This window comes from Aquabacterium sp. OR-4 (assembly GCF_025290835.2).
Taxonomy (GTDB): Bacteria; Pseudomonadota; Gammaproteobacteria; order Burkholderiales; family Burkholderiaceae_C; genus Pseudaquabacterium.
In genome coordinates this window covers 914,416-932,494 of sequence record NZ_JAOCQD020000002.1, presented here as the reverse complement: position 1 = coordinate 932,494, position 18,079 = coordinate 914,416, and the positions used below count along the sequence as shown (strand labels likewise).

The 18,079-nt window shown below is 71.1% G+C and carries 13 protein-coding genes; 8 read left to right on the top strand and 5 right to left on the bottom strand.

Annotation, left to right across the window (positions count from 1 at the left end):
- Positions 1-5 precede the first annotated feature (5 nt).
- The 5 genes from N4G63_RS16435 to N4G63_RS16415 all read left to right on the top strand — a co-directional run bounded on the left by N4G63_RS16435 (position 6) and on the right by N4G63_RS16415 (position 6,041).
- Entirely contained in the window at positions 6-593 is a 588-nt protein-coding gene (locus N4G63_RS16435; RefSeq protein WP_260786522.1) for a 2-oxoacid:acceptor oxidoreductase family protein, read from the top strand.
- Positions 580-1,968 (top strand): pyruvate ferredoxin oxidoreductase, encoded by a 1,389-nt coding sequence (porA, locus tag N4G63_RS16430; RefSeq protein ID WP_314599937.1) that lies wholly within the window; start codon positions 580-582, stop codon positions 1,966-1,968. Before N4G63_RS16435 ends, porA begins: the two co-directional genes overlap by 14 nt.
- Positions 1,965-2,984 carry a thiamine pyrophosphate-dependent enzyme gene (locus tag N4G63_RS16425; RefSeq protein ID WP_260786733.1) on the top strand — a complete coding sequence of 340 codons (1,020 nt, stop codon included), beginning with the start codon at positions 1,965-1,967 and terminating at the stop codon, positions 2,982-2,984. Before porA ends, N4G63_RS16425 begins: the two co-directional genes overlap by 4 nt.
- Positions 2,985-2,986: 2 nt before the next feature.
- On the top strand, positions 2,987-4,606 hold the full coding sequence (locus N4G63_RS16420; protein WP_260786521.1) for an NAD(P)-binding protein: 1,620 nt from the start codon (positions 2,987-2,989) through the stop codon (positions 4,604-4,606).
- A gap of 145 nt (positions 4,607-4,751) precedes the next feature.
- The gene (locus N4G63_RS16415) at positions 4,752-6,041 is read left to right on the top strand and encodes a mechanosensitive ion channel family protein (protein WP_260786520.1); all 1,290 of its coding nucleotides are present in this window, start codon (positions 4,752-4,754) and stop codon (positions 6,039-6,041) included.
- Here N4G63_RS16415 and N4G63_RS16410 read toward each other — a convergent pair.
- Both N4G63_RS16410 and N4G63_RS16405 read right to left on the bottom strand, forming a co-directional pair.
- A complete protein-coding gene (locus tag N4G63_RS16410) occupies positions 6,031-7,227 on the bottom strand; it encodes an ABC transporter substrate-binding protein (RefSeq protein WP_260786519.1) in 1,197 nt (398 codons plus the stop codon). The genes N4G63_RS16415 and N4G63_RS16410 overlap by 11 nt on opposite strands.
- A gap of 214 nt (positions 7,228-7,441) precedes the next feature.
- Entirely contained in the window at positions 7,442-8,974 is a 1,533-nt protein-coding gene (locus tag N4G63_RS16405) for a fumarate hydratase (protein ID WP_260786518.1), read from the bottom strand.
- A 186-nt stretch (positions 8,975-9,160) separates the two neighbouring features.
- On the opposite strand from N4G63_RS16405, the gene N4G63_RS16400 reads away from it, so the two are divergent.
- Complete coding sequence (locus tag N4G63_RS16400) at positions 9,161-9,844, top strand: CBS domain-containing protein (protein WP_260786517.1); 684 nt, start codon at positions 9,161-9,163, stop codon at positions 9,842-9,844.
- Between the two features lie 69 nt (positions 9,845-9,913).
- Here the strand turns inward: N4G63_RS16400 and N4G63_RS16395 are convergent, their stop codons facing one another.
- Entirely contained in the window at positions 9,914-11,299 is a 1,386-nt protein-coding gene (locus N4G63_RS16395; protein WP_314599936.1) for a phenylacetate--CoA ligase family protein, read from the bottom strand.
- A 276-nt stretch (positions 11,300-11,575) separates the two neighbouring features.
- On the opposite strand from N4G63_RS16395, the gene N4G63_RS16390 reads away from it, so the two are divergent.
- Positions 11,576-14,311, top strand: a complete 2,736-nt coding sequence (locus N4G63_RS16390) for a bifunctional acetate--CoA ligase family protein/GNAT family N-acetyltransferase (protein WP_260786514.1) — start codon at positions 11,576-11,578, stop codon at positions 14,309-14,311.
- 30 nt (positions 14,312-14,341) lie between these two features.
- Here the strand turns inward: N4G63_RS16390 and N4G63_RS16385 are convergent, their stop codons facing one another.
- The gene (locus N4G63_RS16385) at positions 14,342-14,998 is read right to left on the bottom strand and encodes a TIGR00645 family protein (RefSeq protein WP_260786731.1); all 657 of its coding nucleotides are present in this window, start codon (positions 14,996-14,998) and stop codon (positions 14,342-14,344) included.
- 239 nt (positions 14,999-15,237) lie between these two features.
- Between N4G63_RS16385 and acs the strand changes: the two genes are divergently transcribed.
- Entirely contained in the window at positions 15,238-17,220 is a 1,983-nt protein-coding gene (gene acs / locus N4G63_RS16380) for an acetate--CoA ligase (RefSeq protein ID WP_260786513.1), read from the top strand.
- Positions 17,221-17,368: 148 nt separating this feature from the next.
- Here the strand turns inward: acs and N4G63_RS16375 are convergent, their stop codons facing one another.
- Positions 17,369-17,857: a 3'-5' exonuclease gene (locus N4G63_RS16375; protein ID WP_260786512.1), complete on the bottom strand. Its 489-nt coding sequence runs from the start codon at positions 17,855-17,857 to the stop codon at positions 17,369-17,371.
- Between the last annotated feature and the right edge of the window lie 222 nt (positions 17,858-18,079).

The following is an 18,079-nucleotide window of genomic DNA, read 5'->3' as shown; positions in this document are numbered from 1 at the left end:
CGCGCATGCTGCAGATCCGCATTCACGGGCGGGGCGGGCAGGGGGTGGTCACGGCTGCCGAGATGCTCTCGATCGCCGCCTTCTGGCAGGGCCGCTGCGCGCAGGCGTTTCCCAGCTTCGGCTCCGAGCGCACCGGCGCGCCGGTGGTGGCCTTCTGCCGCATCGATGACCGCGAGATCCGGCTGCGCGAGCCGATCATGGCGCCCGATGTGCTGATCGTGCAGGACGCCACGCTGCTGCACCAGGTGGATGTGTTCCAGGGCCTGCAGCCCGATGGCTATGTGCTGATCAACAGCCGCCTGGGCTTTGACGCGCTGGGCCTGGGCGATATGGCCTCGCGCTTTCGCCACGAGCGGCTCACCACCGTGCCGGCCACCGACATCGCGCAAAAACACCTGGGCCGGCCGCTGCCGAACGCCGTGCTGCTGGGCGGTTTTGCGGCGCTGGCCGGGCTGGTGTCGCTGGATGCGGTGGCGCATGCCATCCGCGACAAGTTCAAGGGCCAGCTGGCCGAGGCCAATGTGGCCGCCGCCAGCGAGGCCTTTGCCCATGTGAGCCGCGAGATCGAGGAGCTGCGCCATGCCGCCCGTTGAAGCCGCCACCCGCCCCGGTGGCCACCGCGAGCAGATCGAGGGCTCGGTGGCCGTGGCGCGTGCCGTGGCCCTGGCCCGGCCCGAGGTGATCTGCGCCTACCCGATTTCGCCGCAGACGCACATCGTCGAAGGCCTGGGCGCGCTGGTCAAAAGCGGGCAGCTCACGCCCTGCGAGTTCATCAACGTGGAGAGCGAGTTCGCGGCCATGAGCGTGGCCATCGGCGCCTCGGCGGCCGGTGCGCGGGCCTACACCGCCACCGCCAGCCAGGGCCTGCTGTTCATGGCCGAGGCGGTGTACAACGCCAGCGGCCTGGGCCTGCCCATCGTGATGACCGTGGCCAACCGCGCCATCGGTGCGCCGATCAACATCTGGAACGACCACTCCGACAGCATGAGCCAGCGCGATTGCGGCTGGATCCAGCTGTTTGCCGAGAACAACCAGGAGGCGCTGGACCTGCACCTCCAGGCCTTCAAGCTGGCCGAGGAGCTGTCGCTGCCGGTGATGGTGTGCATGGACGGCTTCATCCTGACCCACGCCTACGAGCCGGTGAACCTGCCCGACCAGGCTGAGGTGGATGCCTTTTTGCCGCCCTATGTGCCGCGCCAGGTGCTCGATCCGGCCGAGCCGGTGTCGATCGGCGCGATGGTCGGGCCCGAGGCCTTCATGGAGGTGCGCTACCTGGCGCACGCGCGGCAGCTGCAGGCGCTGGAGCGCATTCCGCAGATCGCCGACGAGTTTGCGCAGCGCTTCGGCCGCCGCTCGGGCGGCCTGGTGCGGGCCTACCGCTGCGATGACGCGGCCACCATCGTGGTGGCGCTGGGCTCGGTGCTGGGCACGCTGAAGGACACGGTGGATGCCTTGCGCGACGAGGGCCAAAAGATCGGCGTATTGGGCATCCACAGCTTTCGGCCGTTTCCGCTGGCGGCGGTGCGCGAGGCGCTGGCCGGCGCACAGCGCGTGGTGGTGCTGGAAAAGAGCTTTTCGGTGGGCCTGGGCGGCGTGGTCAGCACCGATGTGCGCCTGGCGCTCTCGGGCCTGCACCTGCACGGCCACACCGTGGTGGCCGGGCTGGGTGGCCGGGCCATCACGCAGGCCTCGCTGGCGCGCATGCTGCACGAGGCGGTGGCCGGTACGCTGCCGCCCTTGAGCTTTCTGGATCTGGACTGGCGCATCGTCAACCGCCAGCTGGAGCGCGAGGCGGCCCAGCGCCGCAGCGGGCCGATCGCCGAGAACCTGCTGCGCGATCTGGGCAGCATGCCGGCCGTACGCGGTGCGGATCAGAGCGAGCGGGCCGAGCGCCGGGCCGCTCCCAAGCCGGCCCGCGTCCCCTCGGGGGGCCGGCCGACGGACCCGTCGGACGAGGGGCTCCCATGACCGCAGTCAAGTTCTACCAGACCGGCACCTTCACCGTGGGCAACCGCCTGCTGGCGCCCGAGCAGCGCAGCGTGCAGGCCAGCACCGAGCGCAACAACTCGCTCAACAGCGGCCACCGCGCCTGCCAGGGCTGCGGCGAGGCGCTGGGCGCGCGCTATGCGGTGGATGCCGCGATGCGCGCCACCAGCGGCCAGCTGATCGCCGCCAACGCCACTGGCTGCCTGGAGGTGTTCTCCACGCCCTACCCTGAAACCAGCTGGCAGCTGCCCTGGATCCACTCGCTGTTCGGCAATGCCGCGGCGGTGGGCACCGGCATTGCCGCGGCGCTGAAGGTCAAGGGGCGTGACCGCGGTGAGAAGCCGGTGCGCGTGATCGCCCAGGGCGGCGATGGCGGCACCACCGACATCGGCTTCGGCTGCTTGAGTGGCATGTTCGAGCGCAACGACGATGTGCTCTACATCTGCTACGACAACGAGGCCTACATGAACACCGGCGTGCAGCGCAGCAGCGCCACGCCGCCGGCTGCGCGCACGGCCACCACGCAGGCGCTGGGCCGCGAGCCCGGCGCGGTGTTCGGCCAGGGCAAGAACCTGCCGCTGATCGCCATGGCGCATGAGATCCCGTATGTGGCCACCGCCACCGTGGCCGACTTGCACGATCTGGAGGCCAAGGTCGAGCGTGCGATGGCCATCCGCGGCGCACGTTATCTGCACATCCTGGTGCCCTGTCCGCTGGGCTGGGGCGCGGCCAGCCACGACACCATCCGCCTGGCCCGGCTGGCGCGCGAGAGCGGGCTGTTTCCGGTGTTCGAGGCCCAGCATGGCGAGATCACCGCGGTGCAGAAGATCCGCCACCGCGTGCCGGTGGCTGATTACCTGAAACCACAGAAACGCTTCGCCCATCTCTTCGCCCACGGCGGCCAGGCCGGCCACCCCGAGATGCTGGCGCGCATCCAGGCCGATGCCGACAAGAACATCCGGCGTTTTGGCTTGATCGACGCAGCGCAGGAGGCCTGACCATGCACAAGCCGTTTGCCATCACGCTGGACCCTGGCAGCTCGCTGGCCAACCACACCGGCAGCTGGCGCAGCCAGCGCCCGGTGTATGCCGACCACCTGCCGCCCTGCAATGCCCAGTGCCCGGCCGGTGAAGACATCCAGGGCTGGCTGTTCCATGCCGAAAGTGGTGACTATGAAAGCGCCTGGCGCCAGCTCACGCGCGACAACCCGTTTCCGGCCACCATGGGCCGGGTGTGCTATCACAGCTGCGAAGCGGCCTGCAACCGCGGCCAGCTCGATGCCGCGGTGGGCATCAACTCGGTCGAGCGTTTCCTGGGCGACGAGGCCATCGCACGCGGCTGGGCCTTCACGCCGCCGGCGCAAGAGTCGGGCAAGCAGGTGCTGGTGGTGGGTGCCGGGCCTTCGGGCATGTCGGCGGCCTACCACCTGCGGCGCCTGGGCCACCGCGTCACGGTCAAGGAGGCGGGGCCGCAGATGGGCGGCATGATGCGCTTCGGCATCCCGCGCTACCGCCTGCCGCGCGAGGTGCTCGAGGCCGAGATGCAGCGCATCGTGGCCATGGGCGTCACGGTGCAGTGCAACACCCGCGTGGCCGATCTGCAGGCCGAGATGGCCGGCTTCGATGCCACCTTTCTGGCCGTGGGCGCGCACATCGCCAAGCGCGCCTTCATTCCGGCCAAGGATTCGGCACGCATCCTCGACGCGGTGAGCGTGCTGCGCTCGATGGAAGGCGACCAGAAACCGCTGCTGGGCCGGCGCGTGGCGGTGTACGGCGGCGGCAACACCGCCCTCGACGTGGCCCGCACCGCACGCCGCCTGGGCGCCACCGAGGCCGTGATCGTCTACCGCCGCACCCGCGGCCAGATGCCGGCGCACGATTTCGAGGTGGAAGAGGCGCTGCAGGAGGGCGTGCAGGTGAAGTGGCTGTCCACCATCTCGCAGGCCGCGGGCGACACGCTCACGCTCGAGAAGATGCAGCTCGACGCCGACGGCAAGCCCCAGCCGACCGGCGAGTACGAAACCCTGCAGGCCGATGCGCTGGTGCTGGCGCTGGGCCAGGATGTCGATCTGAGCCTGCTGCACGGCGTGCCCGGCCTGGTGCTGCGCGACGGCGTGGTGCAGGTCGATCCGGCCACGCTGATGACCGGCCGTGCCGGCCTCTTTGCCGGTGGCGATATGGTGCCGGCCGAGCGCAATGTCACCGTCGCCGTGGGCCATGGCAAGAAGGCCGCCCGCCACATCGATGCCTGGCTGCGCGACGCGCAGGCATGCGCCGCGCCAAAACACGCACTGGCCTCCTTCGAGCGCCTGAACCCCTGGTATTACAGCGATGCGCCGGCCACCGTGCGGCCGCAGCTCGATGCCGCGCGCCGCAGCAGCAGCTTTGACGAGGTGCAGGGCGGGCTCACCGAGGCCAATGCGCTGTTCGAGGCGCGGCGCTGCCTGAGCTGCGGCAACTGCTTCGAGTGCGACAACTGCTACGGCGTGTGCCCCGACAACGCGGTGATCAAGCTGGGGCCCGGCCAGCGCTTCCAGATCAACCTGGATTACTGCAAGGGCTGTGGCATGTGCGCCGCCGAGTGCCCCTGCGGCGCGATCGACATGCAGCCCGAAGCCTAGGCATCTGCCTGCTGCGCGGGCACATGGCGGCCCTGCGCTACTCGCCGTACGGGTGTACGGCTGCGTTGCTCGAACCACCCTGAGCCCGCTCGCGACGGCAGCTGCCCAGGCTTCGACACTACGGGTTCAAGCCAGAATCGAGGCAATGAACGGTCTCGACGCTTTCCTCGATCTTTTTCAGTCGCTGCTGCACCCCACGGCCCTGGCCGAGCTGGGTGTGCTGGCGCTGTGCCTGGGCCTGGCCTGGCTGGTGCTGCGGCTCACCCGGCCAGCCGGCGAGCCCGGCATCCTGTTTGGCGAGCGCGGCTTCGACGGCGTGCTGTTTCCGCTGCTGGCGCTGGCGCTGGCGCAGGGCGCGCGCATGGTGGCGCTGAGCCACAAGCTGCCATTGGCGGTGTTCCATGTGGCAGTGCCCATGCTGGCCAGCCTGGCAGTGATCCGCATCGCCGTGCGGGTGCTGCATGCGGCGTTTCCCAAGTCGCCGCTGGTGCGGGCGCTCGAGCGCACCATCAGCTGGGGCGTGTGGGCCGTGCTGGTGCTGTGGATCACCGGCCTGCTGCCGGTGCTGCTGGCCGAGATGGAGGGCGTGAGCTGGAAGATCGGCGGGGCCCCGGTCACGCTGCGCAGCCTGGTGGAAGGCGCGCTCACCGCGGCCGCGGTGCTGGTGGCGGTGCTGTGGCTGTCGGCCTCGATCGAATCGCGGCTGATGCGTGCCACCGGCGTGAACCTCAGCGTGCGCAAGATCGCCGCCAATGCCACGCGCGCCGGCCTGCTGCTGGTCGGCCTGCTGCTGGCCATGTCGGCGGCCGGCATTCCGCTGGGCGCACTCGGTGTGCTGGGCGGCGCGGTGGGCGTGGGCATCGGCCTGGGCCTGCAGAAGCTGGCGGCCAACTACGTGTCGGGTTTCGTCATCCTGGCCGAGCGCTCGCTGCGCATTGGCGATGTGGTGCGGGTCGACAACTTCGAGGGCCGCATCACCGACATCAGCACGCGCTACACGGTGATCCGGGCCAACAACGGCCGCGAGGCCATCGTGCCCAACGAGATGATGATCACCCAGCGGGTCGAGAACTGCTCGTTCGCCGATCCCAAGGTGGCGCTCACCACCACCGTGCAGGTGGCCTACGGCAGCGATGTCGAGGCGCTGATGCCCGAGCTGGTGCGCGCCATGGCCGCCGTGGCGCGGGTGCTGCACGACCCCATGCCCTCGGTGCAGCTGAGCAGCTTTGCCGCCGATGGCCTGGAGCTCACGCTGGTGTTCTGGGTGGCCGACATCGAGAACGGCCAGGGCAATGTGCGCAGCGACGTCAACCTGGCGGTGCTGCGCGCCCTCGATGCGCAGGGCGTCGAGATCCCGTTTCCGCAGCGCGTGGTGCGGGCGCTGCCGGCCGGCCCGGCCGCCGGCGTGGCGGCGGCACCGCCGCTCAACGGATGAAGCGTCCGCCGGGCCCGACGATGGTGCTGTCCACGTAGCTCGAGCCGTGGTGGTTGCCGGGTGAGAAGCTCAGCGTGTAGCCACCCAGGTCGACGCGGTTCATGCCTTCCAGCGTGCTCACCAGCTTGGCCGGCGTCACGCCGCGGCCGGCGCGCTTGAGCGCCTCGAGCAGGATGCGCAGGTTGAGGTAGCCGTAGAAGTGCTCGTAGTCGGCCGGTGTGCCGGCGCGGGTGCTGGCGGCGCTGAAGTCGCGCACCAGCGCGTCCTGGCTGCGCCAGGGCGGCGGAATCACCTGGGTGATGGCCAGGCCGCGGGCATCGTCGCCCATGGCCTCGATCAGCGCCTTGGCATTGGCGATCGAGATCGCGTAGAGCGGCGCGGCCACGCTTTGCCGTGCGGCCTTGATGAAGGGCACGATGGGCGGCCCGAAGGCCATCAGGATCACCGCCTGCGGCCGCGCCTCGGCCACGCTGGCGGCGGCGGCCACGCTGTTGCTGCCATCGGCCTCGAGCGGCACGCGCGCCACCACCTGCATGCCCAGCTCGCGCGCGGCCTCGTCCACCACCGGGCGCATCAGCTGGCCGAAGGCGGCGTTCTGGTAGACCAGGGCCACGCGCTCGCGCTGCAGCGTCTTCTGGTTGCGCAGCATGTGCAGCACCTCGTCGCGGTAGCTGGCCGTGGTGGTGAAGAAATACGGGTGCTGCTGCACGCGCAGCGAGGGCGAGCCGCCGTAGACACCCACCAGCGGCACCTGGCGCTCGGCCAGCAGCGGCAGCACCGCCGCCACGTTGGGCGTGCTGGCCAGGCCAAACAGCGCGGTGATGCGTTCACGCTCGATCAGCTGGCGCACATTGGCCACGCAGCGCTTGACGTCGTAGCCGTCGTCCAGCGTGATCAGCTGCACCGGCCGCCCGGCCACGCCGCCGCGCGCATTGAACTGCGTCAGCGCCAGGCGCTGGCCGGCCAGCACGCCCAGAAAGGTGGTGGCCAGCGGGCCGCTGAGGTGGGCACTCTGGCCGATCACCACCGGCTCGTTGCGGCCGGGGCTCGGGCTGGCCGACGGGCTGGCGCTGGTGGCTGCGCCGGTGGTCGCCGGGCTGGCCGCCGGGTTGGACTGGCCGCGGGCGCTGTCGGCCAGCGCCAGGCCCAGTGCCAGCCAGCGGCGACGGGAGAAAAACTGCGACATCGATGCACCTGCAAGCGGCCCGAGGTTGGCCGCACCGGGCGCGACTGTCTGGCATCGCCCGGCGACGTCCAATGCGGAATTGCCCGCGCTGCCCGTCAAACCCCGTGGATGCGGGGACGATGTGTTGCGCGGGCGCCTTCAGGCCGGGGCTGGCGCCGGGCCCTGGCGGCCCGCTCAGCCGCTCAGCCGCTCAGCCGCTCAGCCGCTCAGCCGCTCAGGCCACCGTCACCGGGATCTTGCCGATGCGCGCCTGCCATTCCTTCGGGCCGGTCTCGTGCACGCTGGTGCCGAGCGAATCCACCGCCACGGTCACCGGCATGTCCTTGACGGTGAACTCGTAGATGGCTTCCATGCCCAGGTCTTCAAAGGCCAGCACCTTGGCGGCCTTGATGGCCTTGGCCACCAGGTAGGCGCTGCCGCCCACGGCCATCAGGTAGGCCGACTTGTTGTCCTGGATGGCCTGGATGGCCACCGGGCCGCGCTCGCTCTTGCCCACCATGGCGATCAGCCCGGTCTTCTCGAGCATCATGCGGGTGAACTTGTCCATGCGCGTGGCGGTGGTGGGGCCGGCCGGGCCCACCACCTCGTCGCGCACCGGATCGACCGGGCCCACGTAGTAGATGACGCGGTTGGTGAAGTCGACCGGCAACGGCTCGCCCTTGGCCAGCATGTCCTGGATGCGCTTGTGCGCGGCGTCGCGGCCGGTCAGCAGCTTGCCGCTCAGCAGCAGGGTCTGGCCCGGCTTCCAGCTGGCCACCTCGGCGGGGGTGAGGCTGTCGAGGTCGACGCTCTTGCTCTTGTTGTAGTCGGGCGCCCAGTGCACGTTGGGCCACAGGTCGAGGCTGGGCGGATCGAGGTAGACCGGGCCCGAACCATCCATCACGAAGTGCGCATGCCGCGTCGCTGCGCAGTTGGGAATCATCGCGATCGGCTTGCTCGCGGCGTGGGTGGGGAAGGTCTTGATCTTCACGTCCAGCACCGTGGTCAGGCCGCCCAGGCCCTGCGCGCCGATGCCCAGCGCATTGACCTTCTCGTACAGCTCGATGCGCATTTCCTCGAGCTTGTTGGCCGGGCCGCGCTCGAGCAGCTCGTACATGTCGATGTCGTCCATCAGCGCCTGCTTGGCCAGCAGCACTGCCTTCTCGGCCGTGCCGCCCACGCCGATGCCCAGCATGCCCGGCGGACACCAGCCGGCGCCCATGGTGGGCACGGTCTTGAGCACCCACTCGACGATGTCGTCGCTGGGGTTGAGCATGTAGACCTTGCTCTTGTTCTCGCTGCCACCGCCCTTGGCGGCCACGGTCACGTCGATGGTGTTGCCGGGCACCAGTTCCACATGCACCACGGCGGGCGTGTTGTCCTTGGTGTTCTTGCGCGCAAAGATCGGGTCGTCCAGCACGCTGGCGCGCAGCACGTTGTCGGGGTTCAGGTAGCCCTGGCGCACGCCGGCGTTGACGGCGTCGTCGATGCTGCCGGTAAAGCCTTCCCAGCGCACGTCCATGCCGATCTTCAGGAACACGTTGACGATGCCGGTGTCCTGGCAGATCGGGCGCCGGCCTTCGGCGCACATGCGGCTGTTGGTCAGGATCTGCGCAATGGCGTCCTTGGCCGCGGCGCTTTCCTCGCGCTCGTAGGCGCGCGCCAGGTGGGCGATGTAGTCGGCCGGGTGGTAGTAGCTGATGTACTGCAGCGCCGCGGCGATGCTGTCGATCAGGTCTTGCTGGCGGATCGTGGTGGTGGTGCTCATGGGGGTGCGCGCCGGAAGGGAGGGAAGGGGGGCGATGGCTGCGGCCCCGCACGCACTGCGCAAGGCCTGGGCAAACCCGTGCAGTTTAGCCACCGTGCCCGACGCGCACCTGACCCCCGGGCCATGCCCGTGCGGCGGCCGGCGTCGTATCCTTGCGCATCTCGGCTGGGGCGGGGGCGTGACGCGATGTTCAGCATCTATGGCACGACGGGGCGGGTGTTCACCGGTTCACTGGAGCAGCTGCGGCGGGTGCCCGGCGTGGGCCAGGGCCTGCGCGTGGCGCCGGTGGACGACCGCGAGATCACCTTCGTGGGCGCGCTCGACGACGCCGGCCGGCCGCTGGAGCGCGAGCCCGGCGGCAACGGCCACGGCCACGGCGCCACGGCGGCCCGGCGCGACGCGGTGGCCGCCGCCGCGGCGGCCTATGCCCCCGGCGGCGAGGTGGCGCGCCACCGCATCACCACCGTGGCCGAGCTGATGAGCCACGAGGTGCTGCTGCTGCCGGCCGATGTGCCGCTGCGCCGCGCCTGGCAGCTGCTGAGCGCGCGCGGCGTGGCCCAGGCGCCGGTGCGCAACGCTGCCGGCGGCCTGGTGGGCCTGGCGCGGCTGGCCGATCTGGCACCGCCGCCGCTGGTCGACCCCTCGCGCCTGACGGCCTTCTGGGCGCAGCCGGTGTCGGCGCGCATGCGCACGCCGGTGCCGGCGGTGGCGGCGGCCACCGATGTGCGCCGCCTGGCCCAGGTGCTGGCCGCCACCGGCCTGCCGGGCCTGCCGGTGGTGGACGAGGGCGGCCAGGTGCAGGGCTACATCGGCCGCGGCGACCTGATGCGCGCGCTGTCGGCCGACCCGCCGCTTGACCTGTGGGCCTGACACGTTGTGCATGAACCTGCCGCGCGGGCACATGGCAGCCTTGCGCGCAGCCGACCGGCGCGCCGCCCGTCAGGCCATCGCCGTGATGCGCTGCGCCTTGCCGCTGCGGCCATGCGGCACCGGCCGGCCGGCCTCGCCCAGCACCCGCGGCCGGGCTACGCCCTGCTGCGCCGCAAAGCCGCTGAGTGCGGCGCAGCCGCGGGCCAGCGCGTCGGCCGCCTGCTCGGCCGGCAGCGGCAGCTGCAGCACCAGCGTGTGGCGGTCGCGCTGGGTGAGGGTGAAGTCGTAGAGCCCGGCCTGCTCCTCCAGCACCGTGCTCAGCGCCAGCGGCAGCAGCGTGACCGGGTGGCCCTGCCTGCCGGCCATCACCAGGCGGTCGTCGTGGCGGCCCTGCACCTGCAGCACCGGCAGCGGCGAGCCGCAGCGGCAGCGCTCGGCCGCGATGCGGATGCGGTCGCCCAGCTCGTAGCGGATCAGCGGCTGCACCCGGTTGGCCAGGTTGGTGAGCAGGCAGTTGGCCGACAGGCTGCCGGGCGGCACCGGGCGGTGGTGCTCGTCCACCGGCTCGAGGATCACCCAGTCGGCATTGACATGCAACGCGCCATGCCGGCACTGCCAGCCGATGGGCAGAAACTCCGAGGCGCCGTAGCTGTCGCGCACCGGGCAGCCCAGCTGGTGGGCGATGTGCCGGCGCTGGCTGTCGGTCAGGGTTTCGCCGCCGGTCCACACCGTGCGCGGGCGGATGCGCAGCCGGCCGGCGGCGGCCTCGTCGGCCAGCAGGGCGGCGGCACTGGGGTAGGTGGCCAGCTGGCTGGGCTGCAGTGCATTGAGCTCGGCCACCAGCTCGGCCGTGGGCTGCAGGATCGACACGATGCCCAGCGCTGCGCCGCGCCAGGGCTGCAGGCGCTGCAGCCGCCGCAGGCTCACCAGGCTGGCAAAGTGCCCGCCGGTGGCCCCCACGAACACCAGGCGCTCGCCCAGCTGGGCCGGATCGAGCCAGCGCCACCAGCACGGCGGCTCGCTGCGGCGCAGGGCCTCCAGCGCGTCATACACCGCCAGCGTGGCTGCGTCGTGCACAAACACCCCCGGCAGGCCGCTGGTGCCCGAGCTTTCCCACACCAGGTAGCGGTCCAGCCAGGGCTCGGCGATGCGCGAGGCATCGGCGGTGAAGGCGCGCAACTCGGCCAGCCGCAGCGCCGGATCGGTGACCCAGTGGTCGAAGTCGGCCATCAACTCGCCACGCCGGCTGACCGGCAGCGCGTGCAGCGGTGTGCGCGCCGGGTCGATGCCGCGCAGGCGTTCGCGCCACCAGGGGCTGGCCTGCTGCGCATGCGTCAGCAGGGCGGCCAGGCGCTGCGCCTGGTGCCGGGCCAGGCGGGCCGGGCTGTCGCCAGCGGCGGCCAGCACCGCCATGGCCGCAGCGCTGGCCTGCAGTGCATCGAACACAGGGCCCATGCCTCGTCTCTCCTGCGCGCGCACCCGGTGGCGGCGCCTGATGGCCATCATCGCGCTGGCAGGGCCCGTTGCGTGTGACGCAAGGCCCCTGGCCACGTCGGCGCCTTGCGGCGGCGCAAGCCGCACCGTGTGGCGTGCAGGGCTGTTGCGTTGCAGCATTGACGCCGGTCAGGTGCAATGCGCGCTGCGCGTGCAGCATGGGTGCGGCACGCGCCGGCCCACCGCCGGCTGCGGCGAGCCAGTCAGCCACAGTCAGGCCGTTTTCATGGACGGGTCATGAGCATCCGCAACCTCGATTCCCTGTTCGACCCGGCCTCGGTGGTGGTGGTCGGCGCCTCCGACCGGCCCGGCAGCCTGGGCGCGCTGGTGTGGCGCAACCTGCGCGCAGCGGGTTATGCCGGCCAGCTGTATGCGGTGAACCGGCGGGCGCAGCGCCTGCACGGCAGCCGCGGCGCGCCGGGCGTGGTGTGCCACGCGTCGGTGGCGGCGCTGCCGGCGGTGCCCGAGCTGGCGGTGCTGTGCACGCCGCCGGCCACGCTGCCGGGCCTGATCGCCGAGCTGGCCGCCAAGGGCACGCGCGCCGCGGTGGTGCTCACCGCCGGGCTGGACGCCACGCAGCGCCAGGCCATGCTCGATGCCGCGCGGCCCACGCTGCTGCGCATCCTGGGGCCCAACGGCCTGGGCCTGCAGGTGCCGCGTCTGGGCCTGGATGCCAGCTTTGCCCACACCTGTGCGCTGCCGGGCGAGCTGGCCTTCGTGTCGCAGTCGGGCGCGCTGGTGACCGCGGTGCTGGACTGGGCGCGCGGCCGCGGCATCGGCTTCTCGCAGGTGGTGTCGCTGGGCGAGCATGCCGATGTCGACTTTGGCGACATGCTCGACTGGCTGGCCAGCGATGCGCACACGCGCGCCATCCTGCTCTACATCGAGTCGGTCAGCGCGGCGCGCAAGTTCATGTCGGCGGCGCGGGCGGCGGCGCGCAACAAGCCGGTGATCGTGGTCAAGGCCGGCCGCTCGGCGCCGGGCCAGCGCGCCGCGGCCTCGCACAGCGGCGCGCTGGCCGGTGCCGACGAGGTGGTGGATGCGGCCATTCGCCGCGCCGGCATGCTGCGCGTGGACACGCTCGACGAGCTGTTCCTGGCCGCCGAGACGCTGGCGCGCTGGCGCGGCAACACCGCCGACGAGCTGCTGGTGCTCAGCAACGGCGGCGGTGCCGGCGTGATCGCCGCCGATGCCGCCGCGCGCGAGGGCATCCCGCTGGCCGCCCTGGCGCCGGCCACGCTGGCCCGGCTGGATGCGGTGCTGCCGGCCAACTGGTCGCACGGCAATCCGGTGGACATCATCGGCGACGCGCCGGTGCAGCGCTACCTCGACACGCTGGACGCGCTGGCCACCGACCCGGCCGCCGCGGCGCTGCTGTTCGTGCACGCACCCACGGCCATCGTGCCCAGCGCCGAGATCGCGGCCGCGCTGGCACCCCGCCTGGCCAGCGCGCCGGGGCAGCCGCCGCGCGTGCTGGCCAGCTGGCTGGGCGGCCCGGCCGTGGCCGAGGCGCAGCAGCGCTTCAGCGCCGCCGGCATTGCCTGTTACGCCACGCCCGAGGAGGCGGTGCGCGCCTTCGCGATGGGCGTGGCCTACCGTCGCAACCAGGCCCAGCTGATCGAGACCCCGCCGGCCGCGCTGCCCGCTGCGGCACCGGGCGCCCCCGGCGCGGCCGCCGATCTGGCCGCCGATGTGGCCGCTGCCCGGGCCATCGTGCACCAGGCGCTGGCCGCCGGCCGCACGCTGCTGAGCGAGCCCGAGGCCAAGGCGCTGCTGGCGGCCTATCGCATCCCGGTGGTGGCCACGCGCAGCACGGCAGCCACACCGCAGGCCGCGGTGGCAGCGGTGGCCGATGGCGCGCCCGGTGCGCTGAGCTATCCGGTGGCGCTGAAGATCATCTCGCCGCAGATCAGCCACAAGAGCGATGTGGGCGGTGTGGTGCTCGACCTGGCCGACGCCGAGGCGCTGCGCGCGGCCGCCCAGGCCATGCTGCAGCGGGTGGCCGTGCAGCGGCCCGATGCCCGCATCACCGGCTTGTCGGTGCAGCAGATGCAGCGCTGGCCGCAGGCCCGCGAGCTGATCGTCGGCGCCAGCATCGACCCGGTGTTCGGCCCGGTGATCGTGTTCGGCCAGGGCGGCACCGCGGTCGAGCTGCTGGCCGACCGCGCCATCGGCCTGCCGCCGCTGAACGTGCCGCTGGCCCGCGCGCTGGTGGCCCGCACCCGCGTGGCGCGGCTGCTGGGCGCCTGGCGCGACACGCCGGCCATCGACGAGGCCGCGCTGCATGCCACGCTGCTGGCGGTGTCGCAGATGCTGACCGAGCTGCCCGAGCTGGCCGAGCTCGACATCAACCCGCTGCTGGCCGATGCGCGTGGCGTGGTGGCGCTGGATGCACGGGTGCGGCTGGATGCCGCGGGCCCGGCGGGGGCCGCGAACTTTGCCATCCTGCCCTACCCGCAGCACTGGGTGGAGTTGGTGCAGTGGCAGGGCCGGGCGCTGACGCTGCGGCCGATCCGCCCCGAGGACGAAGCTCAGCACCTGGCCTTTCTGGCCGCGCTCGAGCCCGACGATGTGCGCCTGCGCGTGTTCTACAGCCGGCGCAGCATCGAGCACAGCGAGCTGGCCCGCCTGACCCAGGTGGACTACGCGCGCGAGATCGCCTTCGTGGCCACCGAGCGCGACGCCGCCGGCCAGGAGCAGACCCTGGGCGCGGTGCGTGCGGTGATCGACCCCGACAACCGCGACGCCGAGTTCGGCATCATCGTGCGCTCGCAGCTCAAGGGCAGCGGCCTGGGCCGGCTGCTGATGCACAAGCTGATGCAGGCGCTGCGCGAGCGCGGCACCCAGCGCCTGGTGGCCAGCGTGCTGCGCGAGAACCAGCGCATGCTGGCGCTGGCCAGCGGCCTGGGCTTTGTGCGCGCACCGGCCGAGGCCGGCGCCGACACGGTGGACATCCGCCTGGCACTGGGCTGACGCGCCGGGCCGCGCCGGCGCGCCGGGGGCTCAATGCTCGGCCGGGCCGTGCGGCATCAGCCGGTCGGCCGCCGCGATGGCCAGCGCCGAGAACAGGAAGGCGACATGGATCACCGTCTGCCAGATCAGCACCTTCTCTTCGTAGTTGGCGGCGTTGATGAAGGTCTTGAGCAGGTGGATCGAGCTGATGCCGATGATGGCCGTGGCCAGCTTGACCTTCAGCACCGAGGCGTTCACATGGCTCAGCCACTCGGGCTGGTCGGGGTGGCCCTCGAGGCCCAGGCGCGAGACGAAGGTCTCGTAGCCGCCGATGATCACCATGATCAGCAGGTTGCTGATCATCACCACGTCGATCAGGCCCAGCACCACCAGCATGATGATGGTCTCGGACAAGGCCTTGATCGGCTCGTAGCCGATCACCGTCTTGCCGTCGGGGCCGAAGATGGCCGTGCCCTTGTAGCCCAGGCTGTTGACCAGGCTGGCCAGCGCGCCCTGGTTGCCGAACGCCGCTTCGATCAGGTGCACAAGCTCCACCCAGAAGTGGAAGACGTACACCGCCTGCGCCAGGATCAGGCCCAGGTACAGCGGCAGTTGCAGCCAGCGGCTGGCAAAGATCAGCGACGACAAGGCCGGCAGTCGCGGGGACTGGCCGGCCGGTTGCGGCGGGCGGGAAGGAGGATGTGCCATCGTGAAGCGGAGTCCCATGGGGAAATCCCGTGGATTCTAGGCAGAGCCTGTGTCACGCTGGCGCGTGTTTTGCCTATCACCCGCGCAAGACGGTCCGCCAGGCCCTGGCCTGAAGTTTGCCAATGGCAGGACAAAGTAAGGGGTTCGTAAGAGCCCCTGCCTAAGGTGCTGGCATCTCGCGATGCCCGCTCCAAGGGCCTGCGCCGAAGATCCGTTCGACATCCATCCAGGAGACATGCATGAGTGCCACCGAAGGTTCCACCGAACTGAAGATCTACCAGCCGCCTGCCGCGCTCGTCGACAGCGCCCATGTCTCCGGGATGGCCGCCTACGAGGCCCTGTGCCAGCAGGCCGATGCCGACTACGAAGGTTTCTGGGCCGGCCATGCGCGCTCGCTGCTGAGCTGGAAGACGCCCTTCACCAAGGTGCTCAACGAGGCCGAGGCGCCGTTCTTCAAGTGGTTCGAGGACGGCACGCTGAACGCCAGCTACAACTGCCTGGACCGCAACGTCGAGCGCGGCCTGGGCGACAAGACGGCCATCATCTTCGAGGCCGATGGTGGCGAGGTCACCAAGATCAGCTACAGCCAGCTGCTGGCCAAGACCTGCCAGATCGCCAACGGCCTGAAGAGCCTGGGCGTGGCCAAGGGCGACCGCGTGGTGATCTACATCTCGATGTCGATCGACGGCGTGGCCGCCATGCAGGCCTGCGCGCGCATCGGCGCCACGCACTCGGTGGTGTTTGGCGGTTTCTCGGCGCAGAGCCTGCGTGACCGCATCGAAGACACCGGCGCCAAGGCCGTGATCACCGCCGACCACCAGGTGCGCGGCGGCAAGCAGCTGCCGCTCAAGAGCATCGTCGACGAAGCGCTGGCACTCGGCGGCTGCGACTCGGTGAAGAACGTGCTGGTCGTCAAGCGCAGCGGCGCCGAGGTGGCCATGACCGCCGGGCGCGACCAGTGGATGGCCGATGTCATCGCCAGCCAGCCCAGCACCTGCGAGCCCGAGTGGGTGGGTGCCGAGCATCCGCTGTTCCTGCTGTACACCAGCGGCTCCACCGGCAAGCCCAAGGGCGTGCAGCACAGCACCGGCGGCTACCTGCTGCATGCCGCGCTGACCACCCAGCTCACCTTCGACCTGAAGGCCGACGATGTGTTCTGGTGCACCGCCGACATCGGCTGGGTCACCGGCCACACCTACATCACCTATGGCCCGCTGGCGCTGGGCGGCACCGAGATCGTGTTCGAGGGCGTGCCCACCTACCCCGATGCCGGCCGCTTCTGGAAGATGATCCAGGACCACAAGGTCTCGATCTTCTACACCGCCCCCACCGCCATCCGCAGCCTGATCAAGGCCGCCGAGGCCAACGATGCGGTGCACCCCAAGAGCTACAAGCTCAGCTCGCTGCGCATCCTGGGCTCGGTGGGCGAGCCGATCAACCCGGCGGCCTGGGAGTGGTACCACCAGCACGTGGGTGGCGGCCGCTGCCCGATCGTCGACACTTTCTGGCAGACCGAGACCGGCGGCCACATGATCACGCCGCTGCCGGGCGCCACGCCCATGGTGCCGGGCTCGTGCACGTTGCCCTTCCCGGGCATCCAGGCCGCGGTGGTCGATGAAACCGGCAAGGACGTGCCCTGGGGTCAGGGTGGCATCCTGGTCGTCAAGCGCCCCTGGCCCAGCATGATCCGCACCATCTGGGGCGACCCCGAGCGCTTCAAGAAGAGCTACTACCCTGAAGACTTCAAGGGCAAGTACTACCTCGCGGGCGACGGCGCCATCCGCGACGCCAAGACCGGCTACTTCACCATCACCGGCCGCATCGACGACGTGCTCAACGTCTCGGGTCACCGCATGGGCACGATGGAGATCGAATCGGCCCTGGTCAGCTGCACCGAGCTGGTGGCCGAGGCCGCCGTGGTGGGCCGCCCCGACGACACCACCGGCGAGGCCATCTGCGCCTTCGTGGTGCTCAAGCGTCCGCGTCCCACCGGCGACGAAGCCAAGGCGATTGCCAAGCAGCTGCGCGACTGGGTGGGCAAGGAGATCGGCCCGATCGCCAAGCCCAAGGACATCCGCTTCGGCGACAACCTGCCCAAGACCCGCAGCGGCAAGATCATGCGCCGCCTGCTGCGCTCGCTGGCCAAGAACGAGGCCATCACGCAAGACACCAGCACGCTGGAAAACCCGGCCATCCTGGATCAGCTGGGCGACAACCACTGAGCACCCGCGCTCGCGCCGCCTGCGTCAGGCCGGGACCCGGCCCGCGCGCAGGCTCGCGCCGGCTGCGGTGGGGGCTCAGGCCCCAGGGCGCTTCGGCGCCCTTTTTCGTGCCGGTCTGATCGGTGCCGCCGGCGCGGCGGCCATCGGCTCAGCGCAGCTGGCCCAGCGCCCATTGCAGCGCGCGCGCATCGCTGCTGGCGCGGTGGCGCACGATGCCCAGCGCCGGAAAGGCCTGCTGGCGCAACCGGTCGAGATCGGGCATGCGGCTGGCATCCAGCAAGGTGCTCACCGCCTCGAGCCGAAAGCGCTGCGGGGTGCCGGCGGCGTCGAACAGGCGCGCCAGCCAGGCGTAGTCATGGCCCCAGGCGTCGGTGTAGACGGTGAGCCCGGCGAGGTCTTCGTTCAGGCGTCTGGCCACCTCGGCCGGCGGTCGGCCATGGCTGGCGAGCATGGCGCGGCTGATGCCGTGCACCTGCTCGGCGCTGTCGTCCCAGTGCAGCCAGTCGGCCGCCGGGCTCACCAGCGTGCACCAGGCCCGGCCATCGGCGTGGGCATAGCCCACCTCCACCGGATAGCTGCCGCGACCGAAGCCGGAGGCCTCGATGTCGATCACGCAGGGCGGGGCGATGCATGCCATGCCCCCGACCATAACCCGAGCGGGGCGCGGGCTGACGCCGATCCGCCCAACACGGCGCCAGGTTGTGACGCATGCCGGCCTGAAAACGACACAGCCCGTGTGCTGCGGGCATGCCAGGGGGCCTCGCGCGAGGCGGGCGCACCCATGAAAAAAAGCCCCGCGATGCGGGGCTTTTTACTGCGCTGGCGGCGGCTGGCGCTCAGGCCCGGCCGCGCGCAGCAC

What these genes read in the sequence shown, in the direction of transcription:
- N4G63_RS16435 (WP_260786522.1), top strand. Translation starts at nt 6, where the DNA reads ATGCTGCAGATCCGCATTCACGGGCGGGGCGGGCAGGGGGTGGTCACG.
- porA (WP_314599937.1), top strand. Translation starts at nt 580, where the DNA reads ATGCCGCCCGTTGAAGCCGCCACCCGCCCCGGTGGCCACCGCGAGCAG.
- N4G63_RS16425 (WP_260786733.1), top strand. Translation starts at nt 1,965, where the DNA reads ATGACCGCAGTCAAGTTCTACCAGACCGGCACCTTCACCGTGGGCAAC.
- N4G63_RS16420 (WP_260786521.1), top strand. Translation starts at nt 2,987, where the DNA reads ATGCACAAGCCGTTTGCCATCACGCTGGACCCTGGCAGCTCGCTGGCC.
- N4G63_RS16415 (WP_260786520.1), top strand. Translation starts at nt 4,752, where the DNA reads ATGAACGGTCTCGACGCTTTCCTCGATCTTTTTCAGTCGCTGCTGCAC.
- N4G63_RS16410 (WP_260786519.1), bottom strand. Translation starts at nt 7,227, where the DNA reads ATGTCGCAGTTTTTCTCCCGTCGCCGCTGGCTGGCACTGGGCCTGGCG.
- N4G63_RS16405 (WP_260786518.1), bottom strand. Translation starts at nt 8,974, where the DNA reads ATGAGCACCACCACCACGATCCGCCAGCAAGACCTGATCGACAGCATC.
- N4G63_RS16400 (WP_260786517.1), top strand. Translation starts at nt 9,161, where the DNA reads ATGTTCAGCATCTATGGCACGACGGGGCGGGTGTTCACCGGTTCACTG.
- N4G63_RS16395 (WP_314599936.1), bottom strand. Translation starts at nt 11,299, where the DNA reads ATGGGCCCTGTGTTCGATGCACTGCAGGCCAGCGCTGCGGCCATGGCG.
- N4G63_RS16390 (WP_260786514.1), top strand. Translation starts at nt 11,576, where the DNA reads ATGAGCATCCGCAACCTCGATTCCCTGTTCGACCCGGCCTCGGTGGTG.
- N4G63_RS16385 (WP_260786731.1), bottom strand. Translation starts at nt 14,998, where the DNA reads ATGGCACATCCTCCTTCCCGCCCGCCGCAACCGGCCGGCCAGTCCCCG.
- acs (WP_260786513.1), top strand. Translation starts at nt 15,238, where the DNA reads ATGAGTGCCACCGAAGGTTCCACCGAACTGAAGATCTACCAGCCGCCT.
- N4G63_RS16375 (WP_260786512.1), bottom strand. Translation starts at nt 17,857, where the DNA reads ATGGCATGCATCGCCCCGCCCTGCGTGATCGACATCGAGGCCTCCGGC.